Source organism: Microcystis wesenbergii NRERC-220 (assembly GCF_032027425.1).
Lineage (GTDB): Bacteria > Cyanobacteriota > Cyanobacteriia > Cyanobacteriales > Microcystaceae > Microcystis > Microcystis wesenbergii_A.
The window spans coordinates 3,316,171-3,340,692 of record NZ_JAVSJA010000001.1 but is presented as its reverse complement, the minus strand read 5'-3'; the positions used below and the strand labels follow the sequence as shown (position 1 = coordinate 3,340,692).

Below are 24,522 nucleotides of genomic sequence, written 5' to 3'. Positions count from 1 at the left end.
TTTTTCCGCTGCTGATGGCTAACGGCTAACCGATCCTAGTGACCTTTAGACATTGCGAGTTGTTTCATTAACGATCCGCTCAAAGAGTTTCTGATTTTTTAACACTTCTCCCGTGCCTTTGACCACACAGCGCAGGGGATCTTCAGCGACATGGGTAACGATACCGGTTTCGTGACTGACTAGGCGATCGAGTCCCCGTAATAAAGCACCTCCTCCCGCTAACATGATGCCGCGATCAATAATATCAGCAGCTAATTCGGGGGGAGTTTTTTCTAGGGTACGTTTGATCGCATCAATGATCACGGAAAGTGGCTCATCCATACTTTCCCGCACTTCTTCCGCTTTGATCGTCACGGTGCGGGGTAAACCGGACATAAGATGCAATCCCCGCACTTCCAGAGGAGGAAATTCATCTCCGGGGGTGGGATAAGCGGAAGCAAGGCGAATTTTAATATCTTCGGCCGTACGTTCCCCGATAATCAGATTATGGACTTTTTTCAGATAAGCGATAATTGCTTCCGTCAGTTCATCCCCGGCCACACGCACCGATTCGCTGATCACTGTCCCATCGAGACTGAGAATCGCCACTTCCGTGGTGCCACCACCGATATCAATGATCATATTTCCCGTCGCTTCCGAGACGGGTAAACCGGCACCCAAGGCCGCAGCAACCGGTTCATCAATTAACCCCACTTCTCGCGAGCCGGCATTTTTGGCCGCATCCACCACCGCACGTCTTTCTACTCCAGTAATCCCACTGGGAACACCGATTACCATGCGGGGATTGCCAATCGTACCATCGAGCGCTCGTTTGATGAATTCCGCTAACATGATCTCGCAACTGTAAAAATCGGCGATTACCCCATCGCGCAGGGGTCGCAGAGCGGTGACATGGCCCGGAGTTCGACCGAGCATTTTTTTGGCCTCCTCCCCGACAGCGACCGGGTTACGATCTTGATCGATCGCCACTACCGATGGTTCCTCTAAAACGATGCCTTTCCCTGATACATAAACGAGGGTGTTTGCTGTCCCCAAGTCTATACCTATGTCCCTTGATAAGGCTAGACCTCTAAAAAAACGCACTTGTTTTCACTCCTGTTCTGATAACAACGTTACTATAGCTAGACTTTCGATCGAATCGACTTGGATTTTATTAGGTTTTGTTTCTCAAGTCTAGTTAATTATCGCTTCTTTCTCTCCGGATTTACGCAGGTCTTCGGCCTAATTTTCTGGCTGCCCACCGGTCAAGTCCAAGGTTTCGGGCTAAAATAAACATACTATTGTACTAAATTGAGGATTTAAGACCATGAGTTTAAATCTGGTTCATTTGGTGGGACGAGCGGGGAGAGACCCGGAAACGAAGTATTTCGAGTCCGGCAGTGTTAAGTGTACCTTCACTTTAGCGGTTAATCGTCGCTCTAAAAATAGCGATCAGCCGGATTGGTTCGATCTGGAAATTTGGGGCAAAACGGCGGAGGTGGCCGCTAATTATGTGAAAAAAGGCGGTTTAATCGGGATTAAAGGGTCTTTGAAAATGGATACCTGGAATGATAAAAACACGGGATTAGCTCGTTCTAAACCGGTAATTCTCGTCGATCAATTAGATTTACTCGGTTCTAAGCGCGATAGTGAGGCTAATTCCGAGCGAGAATTTTAAAGCTTGAGCGGCATTATTTCCAGATTTTGGATGTGTTAGCCTCTGGTAACACATCCTTATTAGACCTCTGGTAAAAATCAAAAATTGTTGTTAGGGTCAGGAGTCAGTAGTCAGGAGTCTCCGAGTCAGGAGTTAGGAGTTAGGAGTCTCCGAGTCAGGAGAATTAAGAATGAATAATAATCAATTAAGTAGCTGGTTATAATTAAATTGAAGATAGCTCCCCCCTTAATCCCCCCTTAATCCTCCCTTAATAAGGGGGGGATCTGACAATTTTTAACACCTACCTACTTAAATGGTATATTCACAGATTTTATGCCATTTAATCCTTATTTTTGCCGTTTTTGAATCATCAAAAATGAATTATGCAAGAGCAGAAGTGTTGAACGTTGAGAAAAGTCAGAAAAAAAATGCTATTATATGGCATAGAACGAGTTAGTTAGGACAGATGCCTGAAGGCTTTACTCACAGCATCCACAAGGTTTTCACTATCATTGATAATCTGACTAACATAGTTTTTCAATCTAGCCCAGAACTTTTCAATTTTGTTGAGGTCTGGAGAATAGGCGGGTAAAAATAGCACTTCACATCCCGCTTTAGCTAACAATTTTTTGATTCTCTCTTTGGGATGAAAACTGGCGTTATCAATGATGATAATTTGACCGGGTAGTAGTTCGGGTAATAGCAATTGTTCTATCCACTCACACACCAACTCTGTATTACAGTACCCCTCAAACACCATTGGCGCGATCGTGGAACCACGCCACCAACCGCTGATCACACTAACTCGTTCGCTACAGTGACCTAACTTTAAAGCCTCAAATCTTTCTGATTTGTGACAATATCCATAAGGATAATCGATGGTGTTATCTATTCCAGCTTCATCAATATAGACAAATCTTTCCGGGGCATAACCTCTGATTTTTTGGAGAAACTCTTTTCGGGCTTCTTCATCTCTTTCTCTGTAGCCATAAGTTTTTTTTTTCTAGTAAATCCAATTCTTTTGAGCGCTTGACCAATTCTCATCCTACTGACTGGGTTAGCCCATTTTTGCGCCATTTTTTCTTGGGTCAAATGCCCATATTGTTCGGCCAACTTTTGAAAGGCTTCTAAATCGTCAATTTTGGGCTTCGGCCCTCGACGATAGTTAGTTTTAGCGGCCACCGTCCCAGTTTGTTTCTTCCGTTTCAGCCATAGGTCTAATGTATTACGACTAATATTGAGGGTGCGACAGACATGGCTTTTTTTCTCCCCTCGCTCTACGGCACTCACTGCTTTCTGTCTTAAATCATCACTATAGGGTGCTGCCATGAAAGCTTCTCCTCATTTCTTTTTCTCTATTATGTCCTAACTATCCCGCTCTTTGCTATAGATAGAATCTAGACAACTTATTCCCCTCACAATAGGGAGTTTGCCCTGATGACGAATTTTTCAAAACTCATAAAAGAGCTTCTCAAACCACTGCCTAAAAATGACTACCCCGCTTTAGATACTTTTACATTTTTGTCCTGTTGGATTGGTTTTGCTTTAGATAAAAGCATCGTCAGTATGAGGGACTTATGCAGTAGAATGGTACTTCAAGGAATTAATGTAAATTTATCCACATTTTCTAAGGCAAGCAAAATTAGAGAAACAAGTCCATTTGAGAAAGTCATTGTCGAATTAAATAAGCGTTTAGTTGCCAAAAAAGGAATAGAGAATGCGCGAGCTTTATTTCCTATTGACTCAACAATAATTAGCTTAACCAGTAAATTACTATGGTCCCAGGGATGGCATCAAGTAAAACTATTCTCTGGTCTTAATAGTATCACAACAGAGGTGGTCGGAATACTCATCCATTTTGGTCAAGGTCATGACTCAAAAGAAGGAGGAAAAACGATAGAAGCAATTCCTGTAAATGGAGTTGGAGCAATGGATAGAGGATTTGCGTCTAATCAAAGAATCACCGAATTATTAGAGAGTAGTGACAAGCATTTTGTCTTGAGAGTGAAAAATAATATTAGCCTAGAGATGCTCGAAAATGGCAAGTGTAAACTCGGAAAAGATAAAAGACAAATAGAAGTAAGAGTAGTCGCTTTTTGCGACCTAGAAAGTCAAACAGAATTTCGGCTGGCGACAGATTTACCTCTAGAAGGAGAAGGAGCAGTTAGTAATGAAGAAGTTGCCGAAATTTACATCCAAAGATGGCAAATAGAACTGCTGTGGAAATTTTTAAAAATGCATCTAAAGTTGGATAATCTAATCACTAAAAACGAGAACGGAATCCGCCTACATATCTATAGTTGCATTATCGCTTATCTGATTCTACAGCTAATAGATATTGAAGAAGGATTTGGGAAAAGCTTATTAGACAAACTGCGCTATTTACAGAGTTTCATGTGTCAACATATTAGCTATGTACACTGGTTCCGGAGGATTGTCTATTCAATTTAAAATTTGATGTTATAGGGGTATTATGCTTGTCAATGTAAAGTTTTATTACAGGATTCAACGTTTCTGATGCAAGAGGTTTATTGATTCTCTAATTGACTGGAAAAATATTGCTGTAAATCTGGTAAAACTTCCCGATAAATAGCTGTATTTATCTCTAGATCACAGCCAAGAATAGAATTAAAAGGGATAATTTCCACCAGAGAATTACTATAAGCGATCGCTTGTAAAGTCCCGACAAATTCAGGGGTCCAGAGATTTTCTTGCAGGGAAATATTTTGTTTTTTTAACCAGCCGATCAAAGCCGAGCGCCCGATCCCGGGTAAAATATCAGCAGTAAGCAGGGGACTGTACCAGCAATTATCTTTCCATCCCCATAAATTGCCCGTGCTAGTTTCTAACCAATGACCGACTCGATCGACTAATATCGCTTCTTTTGCTCCTTTTTTTTGAGCAGTTTGTGCCGCTAACCAAGGGGTTAAATAATTACCAGTTTTATGTTCTCCTAAAACGCGTTGCCAAGCGGGATTATCTATTACCCACCCAATAATTCCCTGCTCTTGTCTAATGTTTAAATCTTCGGGTAAAAATCTGCCTTTAATCCACTCCCTACCATCGGGAAAAATTGTGATTCTCAGGACAGGATACAATAGGGATAATTTTTCGGATCCTTGGCGAATTCGCTGCCAATCGGGAGCGGGCCAGTGGAAAACTTGTAAACTAGAGTGCAAACGTTCGAGATGCTCTTGCCAATGGGTTAGGGGATGATCTAAGCTTTGTTGATAGATACGCAGGGTAGTAAATATTGTGGCTCCATAAAGCAACCCAATATCATCAATACCCAGACTTATTCGCTCATTCTCGATTAATTCGCCATTATACCAATACATAATCAGTTAACTGTTTACTGACCTAGCTTATGAACCGTCAAAAATTTACTTGGGGATATTCTGGTTATAAATTGCGTCAGAGAGAAAATTTTAAAGAATTTCTGTGTTTACTGGGATTATTAATAGCGGCCTTAATTATCTATCTAGTGGGATTAGGTAATTTACCCTTGCGGGATTGGGATGAAGCGACCATTGCTCAGGTGGCCAAGGAAATTAGCCAAACCCCGCTGGAACAATTGCGCTGGTTATTTCCTAGTCTTTGGGGTGATCCCTACCTGAATAAACCGCCATTGATTCATAGTTTAATTGGTCTAACCTACCATTTCTGGGGCATCAATGAGGCCAATACTAGACTAATTCCCGCTTTTTTTACAGCTTTATCGGTGCCGCTTCTCTATCTTCTCGGTCGAGAAATTTTTCCGGCTCGTTTGCCAGCTTTACTGTCGGCCTTGATCTATTTAACTCTTTTGCCGGTGGTGCGCCATGGCCGTTTGGCCATGTTGGATGGAGCGGTATTGTGTTTTGAAATGCTGATGTTTGTTTGTTTACTGCGCTCACGGCGCGATTTACGCTGGTCTCTGGGGGCGGGGTTAGGATTTGCCCTCCTTTGTCTGACGAAGGGGATTATGGGGCTATTATTGGCGGGTATCGGCTTGATTTTTCTGCTCTGGGATACTCCTCGGTTGTTAACTTCTGTCTATTTTTGGTCGGGTTGGTTATTGGGAGCAACCCCCGCTTTTGCCTGGTATAGCGCCCAATTTTGGCACTACGAGCGGGAGTTTCTCGATTCCCTTTTTGTTCAACAGTTAAAGCGAGTTAGTGACGATCTGGACAATCATCGCGGACCGTTTTGGTATTATCTACTGGAAATTCTTAAATATAGTTGGCCCTGGTTAATTTTCTCGGTTTGGGGTTTAGGTTTAGCGCGTCAGGAATATCTCTACAGTTGGGCGAAGTTACTGTTAGTTTGGACGGGTGTTTATCTGTTGGTGGTCTCGGTAATGGCGACCAAATTGCCTTGGTATATTCTGCCGATCTATCCGGCCTTGGCTTTAGCGGCCGGTTATGCCTTGGCGCAGCTGGGTAATCTTCCCATCGATCGCCCCTATAATCCGATCTGGTCAATTATTTTGGGTATTATCGGCCTTGGGGCGGGTTTATTAGCTTTAATGGTCTATTTTCCTGGTAATTTTGCCCCGATCGAACCTGTCCATCCTTTGATTCTGTTAACCTTATTGTCACTTTCCCTGACCATGGTGACAACGGCGTTTTTGTTAGCCCGGCGCTCGGAACAATTCATCGTGGTTTTACTTTGGGGAATGTTGGTTTCTTTGTTTATTTTTGTCAATTCTCCCCTGTGGATCTGGGAATTAAATGAGAATTTCCCCGTCAAACCAGTGGCGAGTTTAGTGCAGAAATATGTGCCGGCCGATCACCCTGTTTATATTGCTTTTGCCTACGAGCGCCCCTCGTTAAATTTTTATAGTGGTCGTCGGGTTTTTCCCCTTGCTGCTGAAGAATTAATCAATCATTGGCAAAGTCACAAGCAACCTTACCTAATTATCGATCGTCAAACCAAAGAAGCTACTGATTTAGAAGGGTTAAAGGTGATCGGGTCCACGGATTCCGGTTGGTTTTTGGTGACGAAGCAGTAGTGAGGTTAATTAGAGTTCTTGCATAATTAATTAATTTTTGAGAGGGCAAAAATGAGAAAAATAGGCATAAAATTGTCTAAAATCTGTGAATAGACCATTTAATTGATTAATGCTCATTCTTAATTCTCCTGACTACTGACTACTGACTACTGACTCCTCACCTAACCGAAGATTTTTGATTTTTGCCAGAGGTCTATTGTTAATTGGGTGCATATCACATTGGCAAAAATACCGACAATCAGCAATGCTCAGTGATACTAAATCCAGTTATTAAAGACTGATTATTTATTCCTCCTTTTGCCTCTTGCAAGAGTGCCTCTTGCCTGTCCTCATAAATAGCCTATACTCAGCGGATTTAGTATGACTCCCGACTGCTAACCCCAGGAAAAAGTTTTTCAGCAGCTCCTAGTTAATTTTACAGATCAAGTTCCAAAAAACCAGAAAAAAGCGGGGTAATTTGCAACTACCCCACTAATATTAAGTAGCTGGTTATAATTAAATTAAAAATGGATTTTAGGTTCGATCCCCCCTTAGTACTAGGGTTGATTCATAGTAGGGTTGATTCATGAATCAACCCTACCCTATAGTCCCCCCTTGATAAGGGTGGTGTCTGATAATTTTTAACGCCTACCTACTTATCAAGGAATTACGATTACTTATAAGCGTCCATACCCTCACAGGAACAAACCAGATTTCTGTCCCCGTAGGCATTATCAACCCGTCCCACTACCGGCCAGAATTTATAATCTTTTAGCCAAGAAAGCGGGTAGGCTGCCTGTTGACGGGAATAGGGACGACTCCAATCATCGGCAGTTAAAACCGCAGCTGTGTGGGGGGCATTTTTCAAAGGATTATCGTGGGGATCCATGCTGCCATTAGCGATCGCTTGTACTTCTTGATAGATAGTTAACAAAGCTTCACAAAAACGGTCTAATTCGCCCAAAGATTCGCTTTCCGTGGGTTCCACCATCATTGTACCCGCCACGGGCCAGGAAACCGTCGGCGCGTGGAAACCGAAATCCATCAAGCGTTTTGCCACATCTTCCACCTCGATGCCGGCCTGTTTTTTCAGGGGACGTAAATCAATCACGCACTCGTGGGCAACCGTTCCCGCGCTACCCTTAAATAAAACCGGATAGGCCGACTCCAGACGAAAAGCCATATAATTAGCGTTCAAAATTGCCACTTCTGTCGCTTTTTTCAAGCCGGCTGCCCCCATCATAGCGATATACATCCAAGAAATCACCAAAATGCTGGCACTACCCCAAGGCGCGGCCGAAATTGCCCCAATCGAGTCCTGATGCTTACCGTTAGCGGTTTCTGGGGATAATTTCGCCAAAACCAGGGAAACATCGGGCAGAAAAGGCACTAAATGGGATTTTACTCCGATTGGTCCCATGCCGGGTCCCCCCCCACCGTGGGGAATACAGAAAGTTTTATGGAGATTCAAGTGACAGACATCGGCGCCAAAATCCGCCGGACGACATAAACCCACCTGAGCATTCATATTGGCTCCATCCATATAGACTTGACCACCGTATTGATGAATCAAGGCGCAAATTTCGCTAATTCCCTGTTCAAAAACGCCGTGAGTGGAAGGATACGTTACCATCAAAGCCGCTAGATTATCCTGATGCTTCTGGGCCTTAGTTTTTAAGTCATCAATATCAATATTGCCCCGAGAATCGCAATTAACCGCCACTACTTTCATACCACACATAACGGCGCTGGCAGGATTAGTCCCGTGAGCGGACTCAGGAATTAAGCAAATCTGACGATGACCTTGACCGCGACTTTCATGGTAGGCTCGGATCACCTGTAAACCGGCATACTCTCCCTGGGAACCGGCGTTAGGTTGTAGAGAAATGCCATCAAACCCGGTAATTTCCCCTAACCAAGTCTCTAACTGTTGAAAGAGAAGTTGATAGCCTTCTGCTTGGTCAATCGGAGCAAAAGGGTGTAATTGGCCGAATTCTGCCCAAGTTACCGGAATCATCTCCGCTACGGCATTGAGTTTCATCGTACAGGAACCGAGGGGAATCATGGAAGTATTTAAGGCTAGATCCTTTGTTTCCAGACGGTGCAGATATCTGAGTAATTCCGTTTCCGAGTGATAACGATTGAACACCGGTTCGGTAAGATAGGCACTGGTACGGGTTAGATTAGCGGGTAATTCTAGACTAATTTTCTCGACTAATTCCGCCGTGGTAAAGGGCAATTCCTCGGTGGGGGCAAAAATTTGCCATAAATCCCACACATCCCTGAGACTGCTGGTTTCATCGAGACTAATTCCTAGATTATTCTCATCAAAATAACGCAGATTAATCTTATGGGTTTTTGCCTTGGCGAGGAGAGCCTTAACTCCCGTGGATACCGTAACTTTGAGCGTATCGAAGCACGGTTCTTTCCCCACCTGATAACCCAACTGTTTTAAACCAGTTGCCAATAAAGCGGTTAATTTCTGCACTCTTTGGGCGATTTTCTTGATTCCTTCCGGTCCGTGATACACGGCGTACATGGAAGCAATCACCGCTAGTAACACCTGTGCGGTACAAATATTACTGGTGGCTTTATCCCGGCGGATATGTTGTTCGCGGGTTTGCAAAGCTAAACGCAGTGCGGGTTTACCCTGACTATCCTTCGATACCCCGACAATGCGCCCCGGAATACTGCGTTTATAGGCATCTTTGGTGGCAAAATAGGCGGCATGGGGACCCCCATAACCCAAGGGAACCCCAAAGCGTTGACTGCTACCCACGGCAATATCAGCCCCCAATTCGCCGGGGGGAGTCAACAGGGCTAAACTGAGAATATCGGCGGCAACGGTGACTAACGCGCCATTTTGCTGCGCTTTGGCGATAAATTGCCGATAGTCATAAATTACGCCATCGGTGGCTGGATATTGTAATAATGCGCCAAAAATCGGCGTTTTAAAGTCAAAGAGACGATGATCATCGATAATAATGTCAATACCTAAAGGAATCGCTCTGGTTTTAACAACTTCAATTGTTTGGGGATGGCAACTACTAGAGATAAAGAAAGCATTGGCTTTAGTTTTGCACAGTCCGTAACTCATAGTCATCGCTTCTGCGGCTGCTGTTCCTTCATCGAGGAGGGAAGCGTTAGCAATTTCCAGACCGGTTAAGCTAGTGATGAGAGTTTGGAAGTTTAAGAGAGCTTCTAAGCGTCCCTGGGCGATTTCCGCTTGATAGGGAGTATAGGCGGTGTACCAACCCGGATTTTCTAAGATGTTGCGGAGAATTACCGGCGGGGTGATACAGTCATGGTAGCCCATGCCAATAAAGGAGCGAAATACCTGATTTTTGGAGGCAATAGCTTTTAATTGGGCAAGAGCGGCGTATTCACTCAAGGCAGGTGGTAGATTAAGGCTTTTTTGTAAACGAATTCCTGACGGGACAGTTTTAGCGATTAATTCCTCCACGGTAGCAACACCCAAAACCGCCAGCATTTTCTCGATTTCCGTCTCCGTCGGTCCAATGTGACGGTTAACAAAGCTATCGGTACAGTCTAGCAGGTCTTGCAGGTCAGCAGGAGCGAATTCCTCGGTTTTCTCGGCCGTAATTGACCTATTTAGCATATTAATCTCGGTTTCAACAATTACAAAAGTGCTGCGTTTCATCGCTAGGGGTGATTTTAACGCAACTTGTAAAATTTTTGTAATATTTGAAGCCATCAGCTAGATAAGCTGTCCGCGCCTTTAAATTGCTTGTTGAAATGAGGCAAGAGGCAAAGCACAAGGCAAATCCGCACCCCGTCAAGAAAAACTACGGGTTTCAACCTAGATGCGGTTTAGTGATAATTCTTTGACAATAGAGTTGAATTCCCTGTAACTTGGCTAGGGAGAATTTTGGTTTAATGGGAAGGATCAGTAAAGACATAAAACTCATCCGCAGCAAGCGATAAACAAGGATAGTTAAAGTCGTATGTTTTTCGAGACTGAGAAGATAACTATAGATATTATGAGTTAGTCTTAGATAACCATAGCGACGGGTGATAGAAGATGGTTCATGAATGATTTTAATCTGATTGGTAACAACGACTAAATAGCCTTGATTTGCGTATCTTCGGGAAAAATCAAAGTCTTCGTAGTAGAGAAAGTAATCGGTATCGAAATGGGGACAAGTGGAAAAATTCGAGAAATTAATTAATAAACTGCATCCCGTCACCCAGTCGGGAATAAGATAGGGTTTATCTCGATAGTCTAAGGATTCCTCTACTACGTTAATTGTGCCGATTTTGGCATTAAATTTTCCCCAACCAAACCAGATTTTACCATCCGGTTCGTAAATTTCTGTACCGGCGATGGCAACTTCCGGATATTGCTGAAAAAATTTGCTTGCTTTCTCCAGAGAGTCCGGTAATAAGTAAGCGTCAGGATTAACTAACCAAACGATAGCTTCTCTGTCTTGTTGATAAATCCAATTAAGTCCCAGATTACATCCTTTCCCAAATCCTAAATTTTCCCCCGCTTCAATAATCTTGACTCTTTCAGCTGCTAGAGATTGGATATTTTTATCTTCAGTGGAATTGTTAACAATGATGAGAGTAGCAGATAAGTCATCGTTGAGGGAAGCGATTAAACGCTTAATTAATTCCGCGCAATTGTAGTTAACGGTCAATAGATAAATCATTACAGATAAAAGGTAGGAGTCACTGGCAATTAACAATGGTTAGAGAATAGAGAATAGCTTTCCCGTGAGAATTACTTTTTTTGAAGACGACAGAGATTAAAATTTTCAATTTTACTGGGAAAGGGTTGACAACTTTGGAAGTCAATAACGAGATTTTCCTTCGCTAAATCCCCCACTATATCAGGGGATTTTTTATTAAAGTCCGTCTGGAGAATGTAGAGAGATTCTGGGGGAGTATTAGCAATAAATGTCTCGGCATTTTTTCGCATTAAAGTTCCCTCACTGACTCCAGTATTGCCTTTGAGTCTCACAAAACGAGTCGAAGCGGGAAAATAAGGGACGATAAAAGATGTTCCTTCATCTCCCCAGATAACAATCGTGGAATTTTCGTAGGGTTTTAATGCTTGACTATCGATACCAAAATAATGATCTGACCATCCCATTCTCCACCAATCCATCGGTTTAACCGTAGTGACAATTAAGGAAAATATTACCAAGTTTATGATTAATAATGGTTTCTTGCGAGGATAAAGATAGGCAATAATCAAAATAATTAAAGTGGGAGTGATTAATTCTAATGGCATTAGATAACGATAGATAGAAAATCCCACTAACCAAATAGAGTAAGCGGTCAGAGAAAAAGGCAGTAAAAACCCTAAAACTGCACCGTGGGTTAAGTCAGGTTCAGAAGATAGATTGCGCTTAGAAATAGCACGAAAAATAATCACTACTATTAGTAAAATTATCAATAAATAGGTGATGGCTAATCGGCTATCTTGGAAAGGAACCTCAGATACAAGAGTTTGTCTCTGGATAAAATAAACAGGATAAAACAACCATTGCCAGATATCTTTAGGCAAATATTGTATCCCTTTAAAATTGTAGTCGGTTTCGATATAAGGAGATTGAAAGATTTTATTATAGAAGGGAAAAAGAGGATTAGCAAACTTTGTCCACATTAGGATTATCCAATAACCAGCAGTGAGACTAAAACCCACGGCCATTGAGAGAATTGATAGGATTAAATTGCGTAATTTGTCTGACCAAGAATTAGGTAAAAAATTAATGGCTACCAAAAAGCTAATACCATATAAAGCATTGGTTAATTTAAACCCCGTTGCTAATCCTAATAAGAATCCAGCTAAAAGAATATTTTTAGAGGGAATTGGCAGATTTTTCCCTAAACTACTAACTATAAAAAATAATCCTCCCAGAACGAAAACACTGGTGGTATTATCACCAATACTGGTTCCTAACTCCGAGATATAGGCTGCCCCAAAAATACTGGTAATCGCTGCCGCTATGCTTAGAGTTATCTTGTATCTTTCGGAAACTTTATCCAGGGAATGATAGGTAATTAGGTGAACTAACCATTGATTTAACCCGTGAAATCCTCCCATTAAAAACCCCACGACAATCGGAGGCAGTTTCAGATAATAAACAGCGACGAAAAAGGGAACATCAATCAGGGGATTAAAAAAAGTTTGTATCTGTGCGGGTAGGACATCATACTTAAACCTTCCTGTCAATAACATATAGGGATTATAAAAATGATAGTTTCGTAAATCCCAACTAACATCTTGACCTAAAATAACCGAGATAATTCCCAAAGCAACAAAGTAGATAATTGCCCAAAATAAGGGATGAGAAAGTGGAAAACGTTTCAGGGTTGTCATAATTAAAATTTCAAGATTTATTTGTTTAGTTTTACTAGCTTAACTTGGCAATTTATAGTTAAGGATGAGATGAAGATTACCTAGTAACAATCCCCAAAAGACAATCAGCATGATTATCTTGACAAAATTAGTTAAAATTTTCGATTTTTTCTCGGTTAAATCATTAAAGAAAAATCCCCCTAAAGTAATTGCCGTTCCGATAATAAAGTAATATCTACCGTAAGGGGAACTCAAAACCCAATCCTTAATATTTAAATTCACCGACCAAACGACAAGAAAAATAAAGATAGTGGCAGCACCGATAAAATCAGGGTTCTTACGAAAATCGTCTAAGAATATACCAAGCACCAGAAAGAGAAATCCATAGTAAGGAATTACATACCAAGCATAGTAATGACTTTGAGCGCCAGAAAAGGTGAGAAGAATTGTATAGATTAATATAGGAAAAATTACTAATCGTATTTTAGATATTTTCAAAGGAAATCTGGACACTAACAGGAGAGTAATCCAACTAAAAATTAACCAACCATCCTCAAAAAAAACTGTGGGTAAAACTAGATTTTTTAACATAGCAAAATCCGTAAAGCGATTTTTATGTTCTTGGAGAGTAGTTAAAAACCAACTAAAATCATAAAACCAACCGTAAAGGTAATACAAACCAAAGGATAAAACTGCCGTCAGAGAAGCGATTAAGCTATCTCGCCAATTTTTTTGTAATAACAGTAAAGCGACTAGAGAACCTAGAATATATAATCCTGTCACCTTAACTAAAGGTGCTAAACCACCTAGAACTATAGCCAAGTATAGATACTTTTTTTGAGACTTTTCACCGTACTGAAGGAATAAAATTGCTACCGCTAAACTTAGACATAATAATAAATTTTCACTAACTGCTAAACGAGATAAAAAAACCGTATTGGGGTTAGTGGCAAAAATTAAAGAAGTTATAATCGCCACACTGGTATTAGTCAAACGTAAAGCTAATAAATAAAGTAAGAAAATAGAGAGAGTGCCAAAAACTAAAGAAGGAATCCTAATTACTGTTAAACTACAGTCAAAAAATTCCTTTGCTCCCGATAAAATAGCCGTCATACCCACAATTAATCCAAACAAGGGAGGATGATCAAACCAAGGAGTAACAAAACGATAACGAACGGCAGTTTTTTCCCAAACTGTCACCAAAAAATCATCCGTGGGACTGAGGAAAGACCAACTGGTAGGAACTCCCTCTTGAATCAAACTCATGCCACTCCAAGCAAAAGCAAATTCATCTTGAGTCCAGTTATAGGGAGGTAAGGAATCGTACTGATAATATCTTAAAATAAATCCTAAGCCCGTAATTAATATACCCAGAAATAGACGGTAATCAAACTTTTCAAAATTATTAAATAGAAAATCTCGCTGTAGCATTATTCTGAAATTGGCTCGCTATTTATCTTTTGGGGTGAACCCGTGCTATTGTAACATGGTTTGACGGTTAAATTTTTTGACAAACCCAGATCGATTAAATACCCGATTATCGAGGTTAAGTCATCTCGATAATTTCTCCTTCGTAAATTCTCAGGGATATCAAATGGTCAACTCATCTTTATAGCCAACTCCAGACAAGGGACTCATTTCTGGCAGAAAAGTTCCCCAGTTTCTCCCCACTAAACTATAACTTAAGAGATTGACATTACCATCAGCAATATGCTAAAAAACATTAGCTTGATAGCCGAGTAACAACAATTACCCCGTTAAAAATCCCTAGATTTTCCCCTAAAGCAAAAATCTTTATCCTTAGTTGCCAACATGATTCGTCAGTTAAATTATTCTAGAGTTTGGTTGTTATTAATCCTTATTTTTGCCCTTTTCCTACGTCTAAATGCCGCTTTCTCTTATCCTAATATTCTCTGGCCGGATGAAATTTTTCAGACCTTAGAACAGGGTCATCGACTAGCTTTTGGTAATGGGATGATACCTTGGGATTTTCGGGACGGGATTCGTTCTTGGTTATTTCCGGGCATTCTTGGCGGGATTATGAAGTTAACTGCTGGTTTTTCGGAAGGCTCCAGTGGCTATCTGGCCAGTGTCAAGATTTTCCTCAGTTTACTATCTTTAATTCCCGTTTGGATCGGATTCTCGATCGCCTACGAAAGCATCGGTTTGGCCGGCGCTATCCTAACCGGCGGTATTTGTGGGATTTGGTTTGAATTTATTTATTTTGCCCCGAAAGCCTTCACCGAAGTTATTGCCGCTTATTCCCTGCTGGTCGGCGTTTATTTAGGATGCTACGGCAAAAATCCCCCCTCTCGTCAGCGACTGTATTGGACAGGGTTTTTCTACGGATTGACCACCTATCTTCGATTTCATTTACTGCCGGCCATCGCCATCGCCCTCATTTATCAAGTTAGACAAAAAAATTTTCCACAATTACCGCCCCTTGCCCTCGGTTTTATCGGTCCGGTTTTGCTGGGGGGTGCTTTAGACGCTTTCACTTGGTCCACCCCCTTCCAATCGATTTGGAAACTGATCTGGATTAATATTTTTGAAGGAAAATTTAATAGTTTTGGCGTATCACCCTGGCAGCAATATTTTACTTGGCTAGCCCTCAATTGGTCTTGGTGGCTGTTTCCGATCCTCGTCTTCTGTGCAATCGCTGCTCGTCGTCACTGGATTCTCGCCCTTCTGGCCCTAGTTATTATCCTCTCTCACAGCTTTTTAGGTCACAAAGAATATCGCTATATGTTCCCGGCCCTACCACTAATTATTATTCTCGCCAGTTTGGGTACTGCCACTCTCGTCTCGCGTTTATCGTTAATGCGAGGTTCCCTCGCTGGCAAAACTATCGTTATTTTTAGTAGTTTACTTCTTTGGGCTTTTCTATCTTGGTTGCTGGCGGGGCGTTTTAATACCGACCAGACTTTTAATTTCGGACCGCCTTGGCAAAAACCGGGCTATACTCACTGGCAAACCCACGGCGGACAATTACAGGCCTATCAGTATTTAAGTAGCGAGAAAAAACTGTGCGGTTTAGGAGTAAAAGGATTGGCGTGGCAGTACACGGGGGGATACGCTTACTTACACCAAGATGTACCGATTTATTTCCTCAAAGATAACGAAAATTTCGAGGCACTACAACCTTATTTTAATTATCTATTATTTAACCAAGACCGGGCCGCGGTCGGAGATTATCAACGGGAGAAATGCTTTAACGGAACTTGCGTTTACAGGCGCTCGAACTCTTGTCAAGTTAACCCGGATTATCATATCAATCAGTATCTCAAAGAAGCTGGTGAGTAGGATCATATATCCTTATGCAAATTTGCAAAATTTGTCAAAAATAAGTCTAAAAAGCAGAGAAAAAATTTTAATTATGTAAGCGGGATAACTTCGATCATGAAAAAAGTTAAAATCTTGCCAATTTACCTAAGTTTTCTAATTTTAATCTATATAATTTCTGTCATGACGGTCAACCTCTCCTCTTTCCCCGCATTGCAAGGAGATGAGGCTTGGTTTGGACTGAATGCCCGGGAAATCCTCCACCACTATTTTGATTGAATACTGTCCCCATTGTCTAGATTTTCCCAAATCTTGGAAAATTATCTAAGGAAGTTACCGCGAATCTATCATTATTAAAAACAAATCATCCACACAAATCCTCAGCTTAATTTTGATAAAAGCCAATAATAAGCTGACTTTAAACCTCAAAATTTTTGGTAAATATCTTGACAAATGATCCCGATCAATGGTATGATCAGAGTGGTTTTGGTAAAAATATCCAACAGCCAGAGACTCCCTAGACTAACTTAGTAAAATTAATTCCTCCCTATTGATAGATGAAAATCAAGAAATATCTTAAGTTCTGGAAATATCCTCGCTTAGTTGATGAACGAGAGACTTTAATTGAAGAACGAGATTCTCTCAAAGATCATCTGAAGAGTTTGAATCAAGAAAAACAAGAAATGATTCGGGAAAAAAACGCTCTTTATGAAAGATTAGGTCAGTTATCTTTAACCATTCCCGAACTGCAAGAAATTAGTCCGAAACTTCTCGATATTAGCGTCATCAAAAATAAAGCCCGCCAGTTTCGAGTCCAATTAGATGCCGAAAAAGAAAAACTCGCTCCCGACAATTTTGGCTGGTATCCTTACAACACTTTAACCTGCTTCGAGATTCTCGAATTACTATTAACTGGTAAAAACCGTTTTCTCCTGGAATTAATCTCGGAAAAACCGATTGTTGATATTGGTTGTGCCGATGGGGATCTGGCGTTTTTTCTGGAATCTTTGGGCTGTAAAGTGCAGGTAGTTGACTACGCTCCTACTAACTTTAACCTTATGCAAGGGGTTAAACTGCTCAAAACCGCGCTTTCTTCCTCTGTGGAGATTCATGATGTTAACTTAGACTCTCAGTTTCTGCTTCCCGAAAAAAGCTATAGTTTAGTCATCTTCTTAGGAATTTTATACCATCTCAAAAATCCCTACTATGCCCTCGAAACCTTAGCGAAATCTGCCAATTATTGCCTGATTAGCACCCGCGTCACTAAGTTTAATACGGTGAGTAATGCCGCTAATCGAGTCGATCTTTCCGCGATTCCTCTAGCCTATTTACTCGATGAACTAGAAGCAAATAATGATTCCACCAACTATTGGATCTTTTCTAATGCCGGGTTACGCCGAATTTTACAGCGAACCGGCTGGGAAATTTGCGATTATATAACAGTAGGTAATACCGAAAACTCCGATCCCGCCAGTCGTGACGGCGATGAAAGAGCCTATTGTTTAGTAAAAAGTCGTTTCTATCAAGATTAGAAATGCCTAAATATCAGACCAGTCTCCTAAAAATATGAACTATCCCCCTAATCCCCTCTTAAACCGACGTAGCTTGCTGAAATTAGCGGCCCTAGCCGGAGGAAGTGCCGGACTAGCTACCCTTCTCTCCTCTCGGCTCAGTTATTCTGCCGACCAAAACCAAGCTATTGCCGAGAATATAGAGGCAATGGAGGAATTTTTGCGGCAAATTCGCCCAGTAGATTCGCAAAATCTCCAGTGGACAGAATATAGCTTTGAAACAGTCACCGTCAATCGTCAAGGGCAAATTATTGATCGCCGTCAGGGTAGCGCTCGCTCCTGGAGCGAACCCCTAGGCAACGGCAGCGAACTAGAAATGGTAGCCATTCCGGGGGGCAGTTTTCGACGCGGCTCGAAAAATGAAGAAAGAGGCGATCATACTAGCAGTGAAAAACCAGAAAATTCCGTGACGACGGCGGCCTTTTTTCTGAGCAAATACCCGATCACCCAAGCACAATGGCGAGCGATCGCCCAACTGCCGAAAATTAATCTCGAACTCAACCCGGCGCCCTCCTTTTTCCAAGGCGATAACTTACCCGTAGAGAGAGTCTCCTGGTACGAGGCGATCGAATTTTGTCAAAGACTCTCCCGATCCACCGGCAAAGATTACCGACTAGCGAGTGAATCACGCTGGGAATACGCCTGTCGCGCTGGTACAACCACCCCCTTTTACTGCGGGGAAACCCTCACCAGCGAGCGGGCCAATTACTTTGCCGTCTATGATCCCTACGCGGAAGAACCCAGCAGCGCCTATCTGGCCAAGACTACCCCGGTGGGCAGTTTCGCCCCCAATAATTTCGGTCTCTACGATATGCACGGCAACGTGGGCGAATGGTGCGCCGATAGCTGGCACCGGAATTACGAGGGAACCCCGCCCCTGGATGGTAGTGCTTGGTTAGACAGCGATACTCGCTTGCAGCCCCGTTATCGTTCCGCCCGTTTAGTGCGAGGGGGCAGTTGGGGCGATGAAGCTAGGCACCTACGCAGTGCCAATCGCACCTTTTGCCTTCCCGATCAACACCACAGCGTCTTGGGTTTACGAGTCATGGCCGATAGCTTGCCCTGAGCTACGTCGAAGGGTACCGGTTAATCAATGCTTGTGTCCGCCCAAGAGACGACAAAGGTATGGTTCAATAGGTTAGGTTCCAAAGGGCCAAAACTATTCAGAATCTTCTGCCGTTGTCAGTGCGTCTGTAGCTAAATCAACCGCGAGTGAGGTCAAATTTTTCATGAAGGTACAGCAGTCTCATCTTTTCTTAACTCCCCCCACAGGAGATCTACAGGTACCTTTATCTCCTCCTCCCCCAGACGACGGCAACTTAGAAGCAGAAAAAAATTATCCTCTCAGCCTGTCTCTAGTCATTCCCACCTACAATGAACGGCAAAATATCGTTCAATTAGTCAACATTCTTAGTCAAATACTTGACGAAGCCCTTGCCAAAGATTACGAACTGATCGTTGTCGATGATAATAGTCCCGATCGCACTTGGGAAGTCGCCGCATCTTTAATCGCTGAATATCCCCAGCTGCGAGTGCTGCGCCGGGAGGGAGAAAAAGGCCTATCCTCGGCAGTGGTAAGGGGGTGGCAAGTGGCACGGGGCGACATTCTTGGGGTCATCGATGCCGATTTACAGCATCCCCCGGAAGTGTTATTAAAATTATTCGAGCAAACCAGAGCCGGAGCCGATCTCGCCGTGGCTAGTCGCCATGTGGAAGGGGGTGGAGTCAGCGAATGGAGTCTGACTCGACGCTTCCTCTCCCGGGGGGCGCAGCTGTTGGGATTAGTCATTCTGCCTAACGTGGTGGGACGGGTATCGGATCCGATGAGTGGCTATTTCATGGTTAATCGACAAGCGATCGCAGGCCCGATCTTAAACCCGATGGGCTATAAAATTCTCCTCGAAGTTATCGGCCGCGGCAATATCGACCGGATCGCCGAAGTGGGTTACGTTTTCCAAGAGCGTCAAGACGGCGAAAGCAAAGTCACCTGGCAACAATACATCGAATATATCCTGCACCTGCTGAAATTGCGTTCCCGCGGTCGTTTCGGTGGTCTGAAAAGGCGTTGGCAATTCCCCCTCGCTCGCTTTCTTCGCTTTAGTTTAGTCGGGTTTAGTGGCCTATTCGTCGATATGGCCATCTTGTATCTCCTCAGCGATCCCACTACCCTCGCTTGGGGAGTAACTCGCAGTAAGATTATCGCCGCCGAGGTGGCTATTATTAATAATTTTCTTTGGAACGATCGCTGGACTTTTGGCGATTTGTCCACCGGCCAAAATCAGTGGCAGCAGCGTTGCAAACGTTTTCTTAAATTTAATCTTATTTGTTTGGCCGGTTTGATCCTCAACGTCCTGCTCTTAAACTTTTTCTTCAATGTCTTACATATTAATCGCTATATTGCTAACTTAATAGCGATCGCTATGGTTACTGTTTGGAACTTCTGGATGAATTTAAAACTCAGTTGGCGTGTGACGGATGTTAAACCGGAAAAGTCCGGCAAGCCATAGGAAAGCCTTTGAAAACTTGCCCTCTCATCCTGCAAACCCTTTTTAATGGAGTTCAACCTCTGGCAGCCTTAATGTTCGGGACTTAAAAGCTGTCAGGGGTCAACAGGAAACCGATTACCAGGGATTTAAGTCTCAAAGAGGGGATGGAATGGCTTGCTCAAAATGCCGATGACTTTGCTTGGGGAAAGGCCGCCGACCCCGATTATTACATGGGTTTATCCCGATACGATTACTTCCAAGCTTTCCCCCATTGTCCCATTGTTCATGCCGTCCAACGCCAAGAAACCCCCCTAACCATCATTAAACGTTGTCGTCAGCCATGATCGAAATGACTGCTATTCCGCCGATTTCTCTGAAAAACTACCGTATCGCCGTCATAATTCCCTGTCACAACGAAGAACTAACGATCGCTAAAGTGGTCTCCCAATTCCAAACTTTTTTGCCAGAAGCGGCAATTTATGTTTATAACAACCGTTCTACCGATGATACCGTGACCGAGGCACTGAAAGCGGGGGCGATCGTGCGTCAGGAAATCCAACCGGGAAAAGGCAATGTTGTCCGGCGGATGTTTGCCGATATCGAAGCGGATATCTATATTCTCATCGATGGTGATGATACCTACGAAATTGCGGCAGTACGTCGCTTAATTGAACGAATGCTGGGGGAACAGTTAGATATGGTGGTCGGTGCGCGTCGGGAAGCGGCAAAATCCTCCCAGGCTTATCGTCCCGGTCATCGCGCTGGTAATCTATTTTTAACGGGATTGGTGAAATTTTTGTTTGGAGCGCGTTTAATCGATATGCTCTCCGGTTATCGCGTCTTTTCTCGTCGTTTCGTCAAATCTTTTCCCGCTTTGTCCAATGGTTTCGAGATTGAAACCGAGTTAACTATCCACGCTTTAGAATTAAAAATTCCCTTCGCTGAAGAACCAACCCTCTACGGGGAACGTCCCGAAGGTTCCCAAAGTAAGTTAAAAACCTTTCAAGATGGCTGGCGGGTATTGGGAACCGCTATCCTACTATTTAAAGAAATTCGTCCTTTTCTCTTTTTTAGCCTTGTATCGCTGATTTTGGCGGTTATTTCCCTCCTCTTAGCGATTCCCGTCCTGTTTGAATACCTCGAAACCGGCTTAGTGCCACGTTTTCCCACCGCTATTTTATCGGCCTCGATCATGCTTTTAGCCTTTTTAGGTTTGACCTCTGGCATGATCCTCGATTCCGTCTCCCGGGGACGAAAAGAGATGAAACGAATGGCTTATCTAGCTAACAGTTGGCTGAAAGTTTAGGGGAAAAAGTTCGCTAAACATACAGGTCTAGGTCATATATCGGGTTAAACCGTCTCTAACCGTTGCAGCACGGAGGAGGGTTTTTTGTCAATAAATTCCGCCGGCGAAATTTGATATTTAATCAGATTGGCTAATTCCTCTAGTTGGCTGATGGCTTCCGCGCCTTCGAGTTTCATTAACTCTCGATCATCGCGCATTTCTGTCCAGGTGATGCCGTAATCGGACACGAGAAACCGAATTAGATGGGTTTCACCCAATCCCACCATAAAAGATGCGCTATTCAGTTGACCGCCACAGGTGTAGCAAGATGCTAGATAACCTTGATTTTCTAGTGCGATCGCTAAGGCCTGTAAATCCATGACTAAGTCTTTGACCAGTTGGCGATGCTGTTCTGCAAGTCGTTTAAACACAATTTTCCTCCTGATAACACTGCCCAAGTATAAAACCTTAACACTTTTTTAAGATTCTTTTCTGAGAAAATAGGGTAAGTGAACTAAGTTTTCTTACGGATGTTAAGCAACAAAATGTAAAGAACCCGAGACCTAGGGTAGCGTGAATTCCTGAGTTCGCCAAGTATGTGTAAGTACAAAGCCACCAGTTTATCCGTCTTTCCACCCCCTCGATCCCAACCATTCCCATCATGCCTATTTTTAAAGTTTATGATCCAGTTTCGACAAAAAAGTTCGTAAATCTATATTGACAATTACATAAACCTATGCTTCTATGCCGGATGCGGAGGGGTGTGGGGTGTAGGGTGTGGGGTGTAGGGTGTAGGGTGTGACCCCCCAACCCCCCCGACATCGGGGGGGCAGGGGGGGTGTGGGGTGTGGGGAGAATAAATAAAAATAATCTCCTGTCTCCTGACTCCTGACTCCTGATCACTGATTACTGATCACTGATCACTGATTACTGATAAGATTGTTACGAAAATATAAACACGAAATTCTATAGTTAGCCATGACCCAAAACGGAAGCTCGAAGTCGATCGTTGTCTCTCCCTCGATCCTATCGGCGGATTTTAGTAAATTAGGAGCCGATATCGAGGCTGTGGATAAGGCAGGAGCCGATTGGATTCACGTTGATGTGATGGATGGTCGTTTTGTCCCGAATATCACCATTGGACCCCTGATTGTCTCCGCTATTCGTCCCTATACGAAAAAACCTTTAGATGTGCATTTAATGATCGTGGAACCAGAAAAATATGTGGCTGACTTTGCGAAAGCGGGTGCTGACATTATTTCTGTTCACGCTGAACATAATGCTTCTCCCCACCTCCATCGTACTCTTTGCCAAATTCGCGAACTCGGTAAACAAGCGGGTGTGGTATTAAATCCCTCCACTCCCTTAGATTTAATCGAATATGTGCTGCATTTGTGCGATTTAGTCCTAATTATGAGCGTTAACCCCGGTTTTGGTGGCCAGAGTTTTATCCCGGAAGTTGTCCCCAAAATCCGTCAATTACGCCAAATGTGCGATGAAAAAGGCTTGGATCCCTGGATTGAAGTGGATGGCGGCTTAAAACCGGCTAATACTTGGCAAGTTCTCGAAGCGGGTGCTAATGCGATCGTAGCAGGTTCGGCGGTATTTAATGCCCCTGATTACGCGGCGGCGATCGAAGGTATCCGTAACAGCAAACGTCCCCAACCTCAATTAGCCACGGTTTAATTGCCGCGGGGGTGGGTTAGCTGTTGACTAATTATCTTAGTATTCGCACTAACCCACTCTGTTGATTTGTTCTAAAACCTGCCGCCATAAACCGGAATTAGAGACGGCTAAAACTTCGCTAGAATCAGCTTGTAGGGGATTACCCGACCAATCGCTAATTATTCCGCCAGCACCTTCAATAATCGGGATTAAAGCACAAAAATCGTAGTATTTCAGGTCTGATTCTAGGATTACCATCGGCATGGCAGTGCAGCCGGTGGCTAACATCATATAGTTATAACAATCACCCCCAAAAGCACTACGTTTACAGACGCTTTGCAGCTGACGAGCGATCGCCTGTTGTCGTTCTGTGATAAACATTAAGGGAGTGGTGGAGGCTAAACAGGCATTTTTTAAGACAAGTTCCCGATCTTGACGGTAGGGATTAACAATCATCCGGTTATTATAAAGACTGGCTTTTCCCTTCACTCCTAACCAGCGATCGCCTAAAATCGGTTGATCGACAATTCCTAAAATCGGTTGATTTTCTGCCACCAGGCTGATTAAAGTCCCAAAAATCGGTAATCCCTTGACAAAAGAGGATGTGCCATCGATCGGATCCAACACCCAATAACGACCACTTTGGGAGGGAATATTGGCTCCTTCTTCCCGAATAACCCCATCTTCAGGCAATTCTCGCCGAATAATCGCTACCATCGCCTCCTCAGCTTCTTGATCGGCGATTGTTACTATTGAGGAAACTTGCTCGAGTTTTGTCTCGGTTTCTAGATGGGGCTGCCGAAAATAGCGCTGGATAATCTCTCCAGAAGCGTCCGCTAATTGATGAGCTAGTTGGATAGTGCGATCAATATTCATCAATAAAAGTTATCCATACAGGAAAAGAATAATGTTTATTTATGGTAAAGGGGAATTCGGGAAGTGGGGAAGTGGGGGAAATTTGCCTATCATCCTAAATCCCTGTTGCCTCTTGGATAGTGCGATCAATATTCATCAATAAAAGTTATCCATACAGGAAAAGAATAATGTTTATTTATGGTAAAGGGAAGTGGGGAATTGGGGAAGTGGGGGATTTAGCGGAAATTTCCCTATCACCCTAAATCCCTATTGCCTCTTGCATAGTGCGATCAATATTCATCAATAAAAGTTATCCATAGTGGAAAACAATAATATTTATTTATGTTAAAGGGAAGTGGGGAGATGGGGGATTTAGCGGAAATTTCCCTATCACCCTAAATCCCTATTGCGGCATCGAACCTAGAACTATCAGTGGGTAACA

General features: G+C 43.0%; 20 protein-coding genes and 1 pseudogene. 11 read left to right on the top strand and 10 right to left on the bottom strand.

Annotated features, from left to right (window positions below; translation table 11 throughout):
* Window positions 1-45: 45 nt before the first annotated feature.
* Window positions 46-1,083 (bottom strand): rod shape-determining protein, encoded by a 1,038-nt coding sequence (locus RAM70_RS16350; protein ID WP_045357644.1) that lies wholly within the window; start codon window positions 1,081-1,083, stop codon window positions 46-48.
* Between the two features lie 223 nt (window positions 1,084-1,306).
* On the opposite strand from RAM70_RS16350, the gene RAM70_RS16345 reads away from it, so the two are divergent.
* Window positions 1,307-1,657: a single-stranded DNA-binding protein gene (locus RAM70_RS16345; protein WP_045357641.1), complete on the top strand. Its 351-nt coding sequence runs from the start codon at window positions 1,307-1,309 to the stop codon at window positions 1,655-1,657.
* A gap of 436 nt (window positions 1,658-2,093) precedes the next feature.
* On the opposite strand, the pseudogene RAM70_RS16340 reads toward RAM70_RS16345, so the two are convergent.
* Both RAM70_RS16340 and RAM70_RS16335 read right to left on the bottom strand, forming a co-directional pair.
* Window positions 2,094-2,579 (bottom strand): annotated as a pseudogene (locus tag RAM70_RS16340) (IS630 family transposase); the annotation flags it as partial.
* Complete coding sequence (locus RAM70_RS16335) at window positions 2,525-2,965, bottom strand: IS630 transposase-related protein (protein WP_312672026.1); 441 nt, start codon at window positions 2,963-2,965, stop codon at window positions 2,525-2,527. The pseudogene RAM70_RS16340 and the gene RAM70_RS16335, both read right to left, overlap by 55 nt.
* A gap of 105 nt (window positions 2,966-3,070) precedes the next feature.
* Between RAM70_RS16335 and RAM70_RS16330 the strand changes: the two genes are divergently transcribed.
* A complete protein-coding gene (locus RAM70_RS16330) occupies window positions 3,071-4,087 on the top strand; it encodes an IS4 family transposase (protein WP_312675755.1) in 1,017 nt (338 codons plus the stop codon).
* Between the two features lie 77 nt (window positions 4,088-4,164).
* On the opposite strand, the gene RAM70_RS16325 is transcribed toward RAM70_RS16330, so the two are convergent.
* Window positions 4,165-4,974, bottom strand: coding sequence for an aminotransferase class IV (locus RAM70_RS16325; protein WP_312674653.1), 810 nt, complete (start codon window positions 4,972-4,974; stop codon window positions 4,165-4,167).
* A 29-nt stretch (window positions 4,975-5,003) separates the two neighbouring features.
* On the opposite strand from RAM70_RS16325, the gene RAM70_RS16320 reads away from it, so the two are divergent.
* The gene (locus RAM70_RS16320; RefSeq protein ID WP_312674652.1) at window positions 5,004-6,629 is read left to right on the top strand and encodes an ArnT family glycosyltransferase; all 1,626 of its coding nucleotides are present in this window, start codon (window positions 5,004-5,006) and stop codon (window positions 6,627-6,629) included.
* Window positions 6,630-7,281: 652 nt separating this feature from the next.
* Here the strand turns inward: RAM70_RS16320 and gcvP are convergent.
* The 4 genes from gcvP to RAM70_RS16300 form a co-directional block, all read right to left on the bottom strand.
* Window positions 7,282-10,269, bottom strand: a complete 2,988-nt coding sequence (gcvP, locus tag RAM70_RS16315) for an aminomethyl-transferring glycine dehydrogenase (protein ID WP_312675945.1) — start codon at window positions 10,267-10,269, stop codon at window positions 7,282-7,284.
* A 154-nt stretch (window positions 10,270-10,423) separates the two neighbouring features.
* Window positions 10,424-11,281, bottom strand: a complete 858-nt coding sequence (locus RAM70_RS16310; RefSeq protein WP_045357632.1) for a glycosyltransferase — start codon at window positions 11,279-11,281, stop codon at window positions 10,424-10,426.
* Window positions 11,282-11,352: 71 nt separating this feature from the next.
* Window positions 11,353-12,957: a glycosyltransferase 87 family protein gene (locus RAM70_RS16305; RefSeq protein ID WP_312674650.1), complete on the bottom strand. Its 1,605-nt coding sequence runs from the start codon at window positions 12,955-12,957 to the stop codon at window positions 11,353-11,355.
* A 39-nt stretch (window positions 12,958-12,996) separates the two neighbouring features.
* Window positions 12,997-14,367, bottom strand: coding sequence for an ArnT family glycosyltransferase (locus tag RAM70_RS16300; RefSeq protein ID WP_312674649.1), 1,371 nt, complete (start codon window positions 14,365-14,367; stop codon window positions 12,997-12,999).
* A 381-nt stretch (window positions 14,368-14,748) separates the two neighbouring features.
* On the opposite strand from RAM70_RS16300, the gene RAM70_RS16295 reads away from it, so the two are divergent.
* The 7 genes from RAM70_RS16295 to RAM70_RS16265 all read left to right on the top strand — a co-directional run bounded on the left by RAM70_RS16295 (window position 14,749) and on the right by RAM70_RS16265 (window position 21,581).
* On the top strand, window positions 14,749-16,239 hold the full coding sequence (locus tag RAM70_RS16295) for a glycosyltransferase family protein (RefSeq protein ID WP_045357624.1): 1,491 nt from the start codon (window positions 14,749-14,751) through the stop codon (window positions 16,237-16,239).
* A 96-nt stretch (window positions 16,240-16,335) separates the two neighbouring features.
* Window positions 16,336-16,497, top strand: coding sequence for a hypothetical protein (locus RAM70_RS16290; RefSeq protein ID WP_190380324.1), 162 nt, complete (start codon window positions 16,336-16,338; stop codon window positions 16,495-16,497).
* Window positions 16,498-16,775: 278 nt separating this feature from the next.
* The gene (locus RAM70_RS16285; RefSeq protein WP_012266876.1) at window positions 16,776-17,750 is read left to right on the top strand and encodes a methyltransferase domain-containing protein; all 975 of its coding nucleotides are present in this window, start codon (window positions 16,776-16,778) and stop codon (window positions 17,748-17,750) included.
* A 34-nt stretch (window positions 17,751-17,784) separates the two neighbouring features.
* Window positions 17,785-18,855 (top strand): formylglycine-generating enzyme family protein, encoded by a 1,071-nt coding sequence (locus RAM70_RS16280; RefSeq protein WP_045357621.1) that lies wholly within the window; start codon window positions 17,785-17,787, stop codon window positions 18,853-18,855.
* Window positions 18,856-19,018: 163 nt separating this feature from the next.
* Window positions 19,019-20,296, top strand: coding sequence for a glycosyltransferase (locus tag RAM70_RS16275; protein ID WP_045357618.1), 1,278 nt, complete (start codon window positions 19,019-19,021; stop codon window positions 20,294-20,296).
* Between the two features lie 143 nt (window positions 20,297-20,439).
* Window positions 20,440-20,619 carry a hypothetical protein gene (locus RAM70_RS16270; RefSeq protein ID WP_045357616.1) on the top strand — a complete coding sequence of 60 codons (180 nt, stop codon included), beginning with the start codon at window positions 20,440-20,442 and terminating at the stop codon, window positions 20,617-20,619.
* A complete protein-coding gene (locus RAM70_RS16265; protein ID WP_312674641.1) occupies window positions 20,616-21,581 on the top strand; it encodes a glycosyltransferase family 2 protein in 966 nt (321 codons plus the stop codon). The genes RAM70_RS16270 and RAM70_RS16265 overlap by 4 nt, the downstream gene beginning before the upstream one ends.
* 44 nt (window positions 21,582-21,625) lie before the next feature.
* Here the strand turns inward: RAM70_RS16265 and RAM70_RS16260 are convergent, their stop codons facing one another.
* Complete coding sequence (locus RAM70_RS16260; protein ID WP_312674639.1) at window positions 21,626-21,991, bottom strand: DUF1815 family protein; 366 nt, start codon at window positions 21,989-21,991, stop codon at window positions 21,626-21,628.
* 547 nt (window positions 21,992-22,538) lie between these two features.
* Here RAM70_RS16260 and rpe point away from each other — a divergent pair.
* Window positions 22,539-23,246, top strand: a complete 708-nt coding sequence (gene rpe, locus RAM70_RS16255; RefSeq protein ID WP_190380329.1) for a ribulose-phosphate 3-epimerase — start codon at window positions 22,539-22,541, stop codon at window positions 23,244-23,246.
* A 48-nt stretch (window positions 23,247-23,294) separates the two neighbouring features.
* Here rpe and hisN read toward each other — a convergent pair whose 3' ends face one another.
* A complete protein-coding gene (gene hisN / locus RAM70_RS16250) occupies window positions 23,295-24,101 on the bottom strand; it encodes a histidinol-phosphatase (RefSeq protein ID WP_312674637.1) in 807 nt (268 codons plus the stop codon).
* Window positions 24,102-24,522 lie beyond the last annotated feature (421 nt).

Coding starts and splice junctions, on each gene's coding strand:
- RAM70_RS16345 (WP_045357641.1), top strand. CDS start 1,307: ATGAGTTTAAATCTGGTTCATTTGGTGGGACGAGCGGGGAGAGACCCG.
- RAM70_RS16335 (WP_312672026.1), bottom strand. CDS start 2,965: ATGGCAGCACCCTATAGTGATGATTTAAGACAGAAAGCAGTGAGTGCC.
- RAM70_RS16325 (WP_312674653.1), bottom strand. CDS start 4,974: ATGTATTGGTATAATGGCGAATTAATCGAGAATGAGCGAATAAGTCTG.
- RAM70_RS16320 (WP_312674652.1), top strand. CDS start 5,004: ATGAACCGTCAAAAATTTACTTGGGGATATTCTGGTTATAAATTGCGT.
- gcvP (WP_312675945.1), bottom strand. CDS start 10,269: ATGAAACGCAGCACTTTTGTAATTGTTGAAACCGAGATTAATATGCTA.
- RAM70_RS16310 (WP_045357632.1), bottom strand. CDS start 11,281: ATGATTTATCTATTGACCGTTAACTACAATTGCGCGGAATTAATTAAG.
- RAM70_RS16305 (WP_312674650.1), bottom strand. CDS start 12,957: ATGACAACCCTGAAACGTTTTCCACTTTCTCATCCCTTATTTTGGGCA.
- RAM70_RS16300 (WP_312674649.1), bottom strand. CDS start 14,367: ATGCTACAGCGAGATTTTCTATTTAATAATTTTGAAAAGTTTGATTAC.
- RAM70_RS16295 (WP_045357624.1), top strand. CDS start 14,749: ATGATTCGTCAGTTAAATTATTCTAGAGTTTGGTTGTTATTAATCCTT.
- RAM70_RS16290 (WP_190380324.1), top strand. CDS start 16,336: ATGAAAAAAGTTAAAATCTTGCCAATTTACCTAAGTTTTCTAATTTTA.
- RAM70_RS16285 (WP_012266876.1), top strand. CDS start 16,776: ATGAAAATCAAGAAATATCTTAAGTTCTGGAAATATCCTCGCTTAGTT.
- RAM70_RS16280 (WP_045357621.1), top strand. CDS start 17,785: ATGAACTATCCCCCTAATCCCCTCTTAAACCGACGTAGCTTGCTGAAA.
- RAM70_RS16275 (WP_045357618.1), top strand. CDS start 19,019: ATGAAGGTACAGCAGTCTCATCTTTTCTTAACTCCCCCCACAGGAGAT.
- RAM70_RS16270 (WP_045357616.1), top strand. CDS start 20,440: ATGGAATGGCTTGCTCAAAATGCCGATGACTTTGCTTGGGGAAAGGCC.
- RAM70_RS16265 (WP_312674641.1), top strand. CDS start 20,616: ATGATCGAAATGACTGCTATTCCGCCGATTTCTCTGAAAAACTACCGT.
- rpe (WP_190380329.1), top strand. CDS start 22,539: ATGACCCAAAACGGAAGCTCGAAGTCGATCGTTGTCTCTCCCTCGATC.
- hisN (WP_312674637.1), bottom strand. CDS start 24,101: ATGAATATTGATCGCACTATCCAACTAGCTCATCAATTAGCGGACGCT.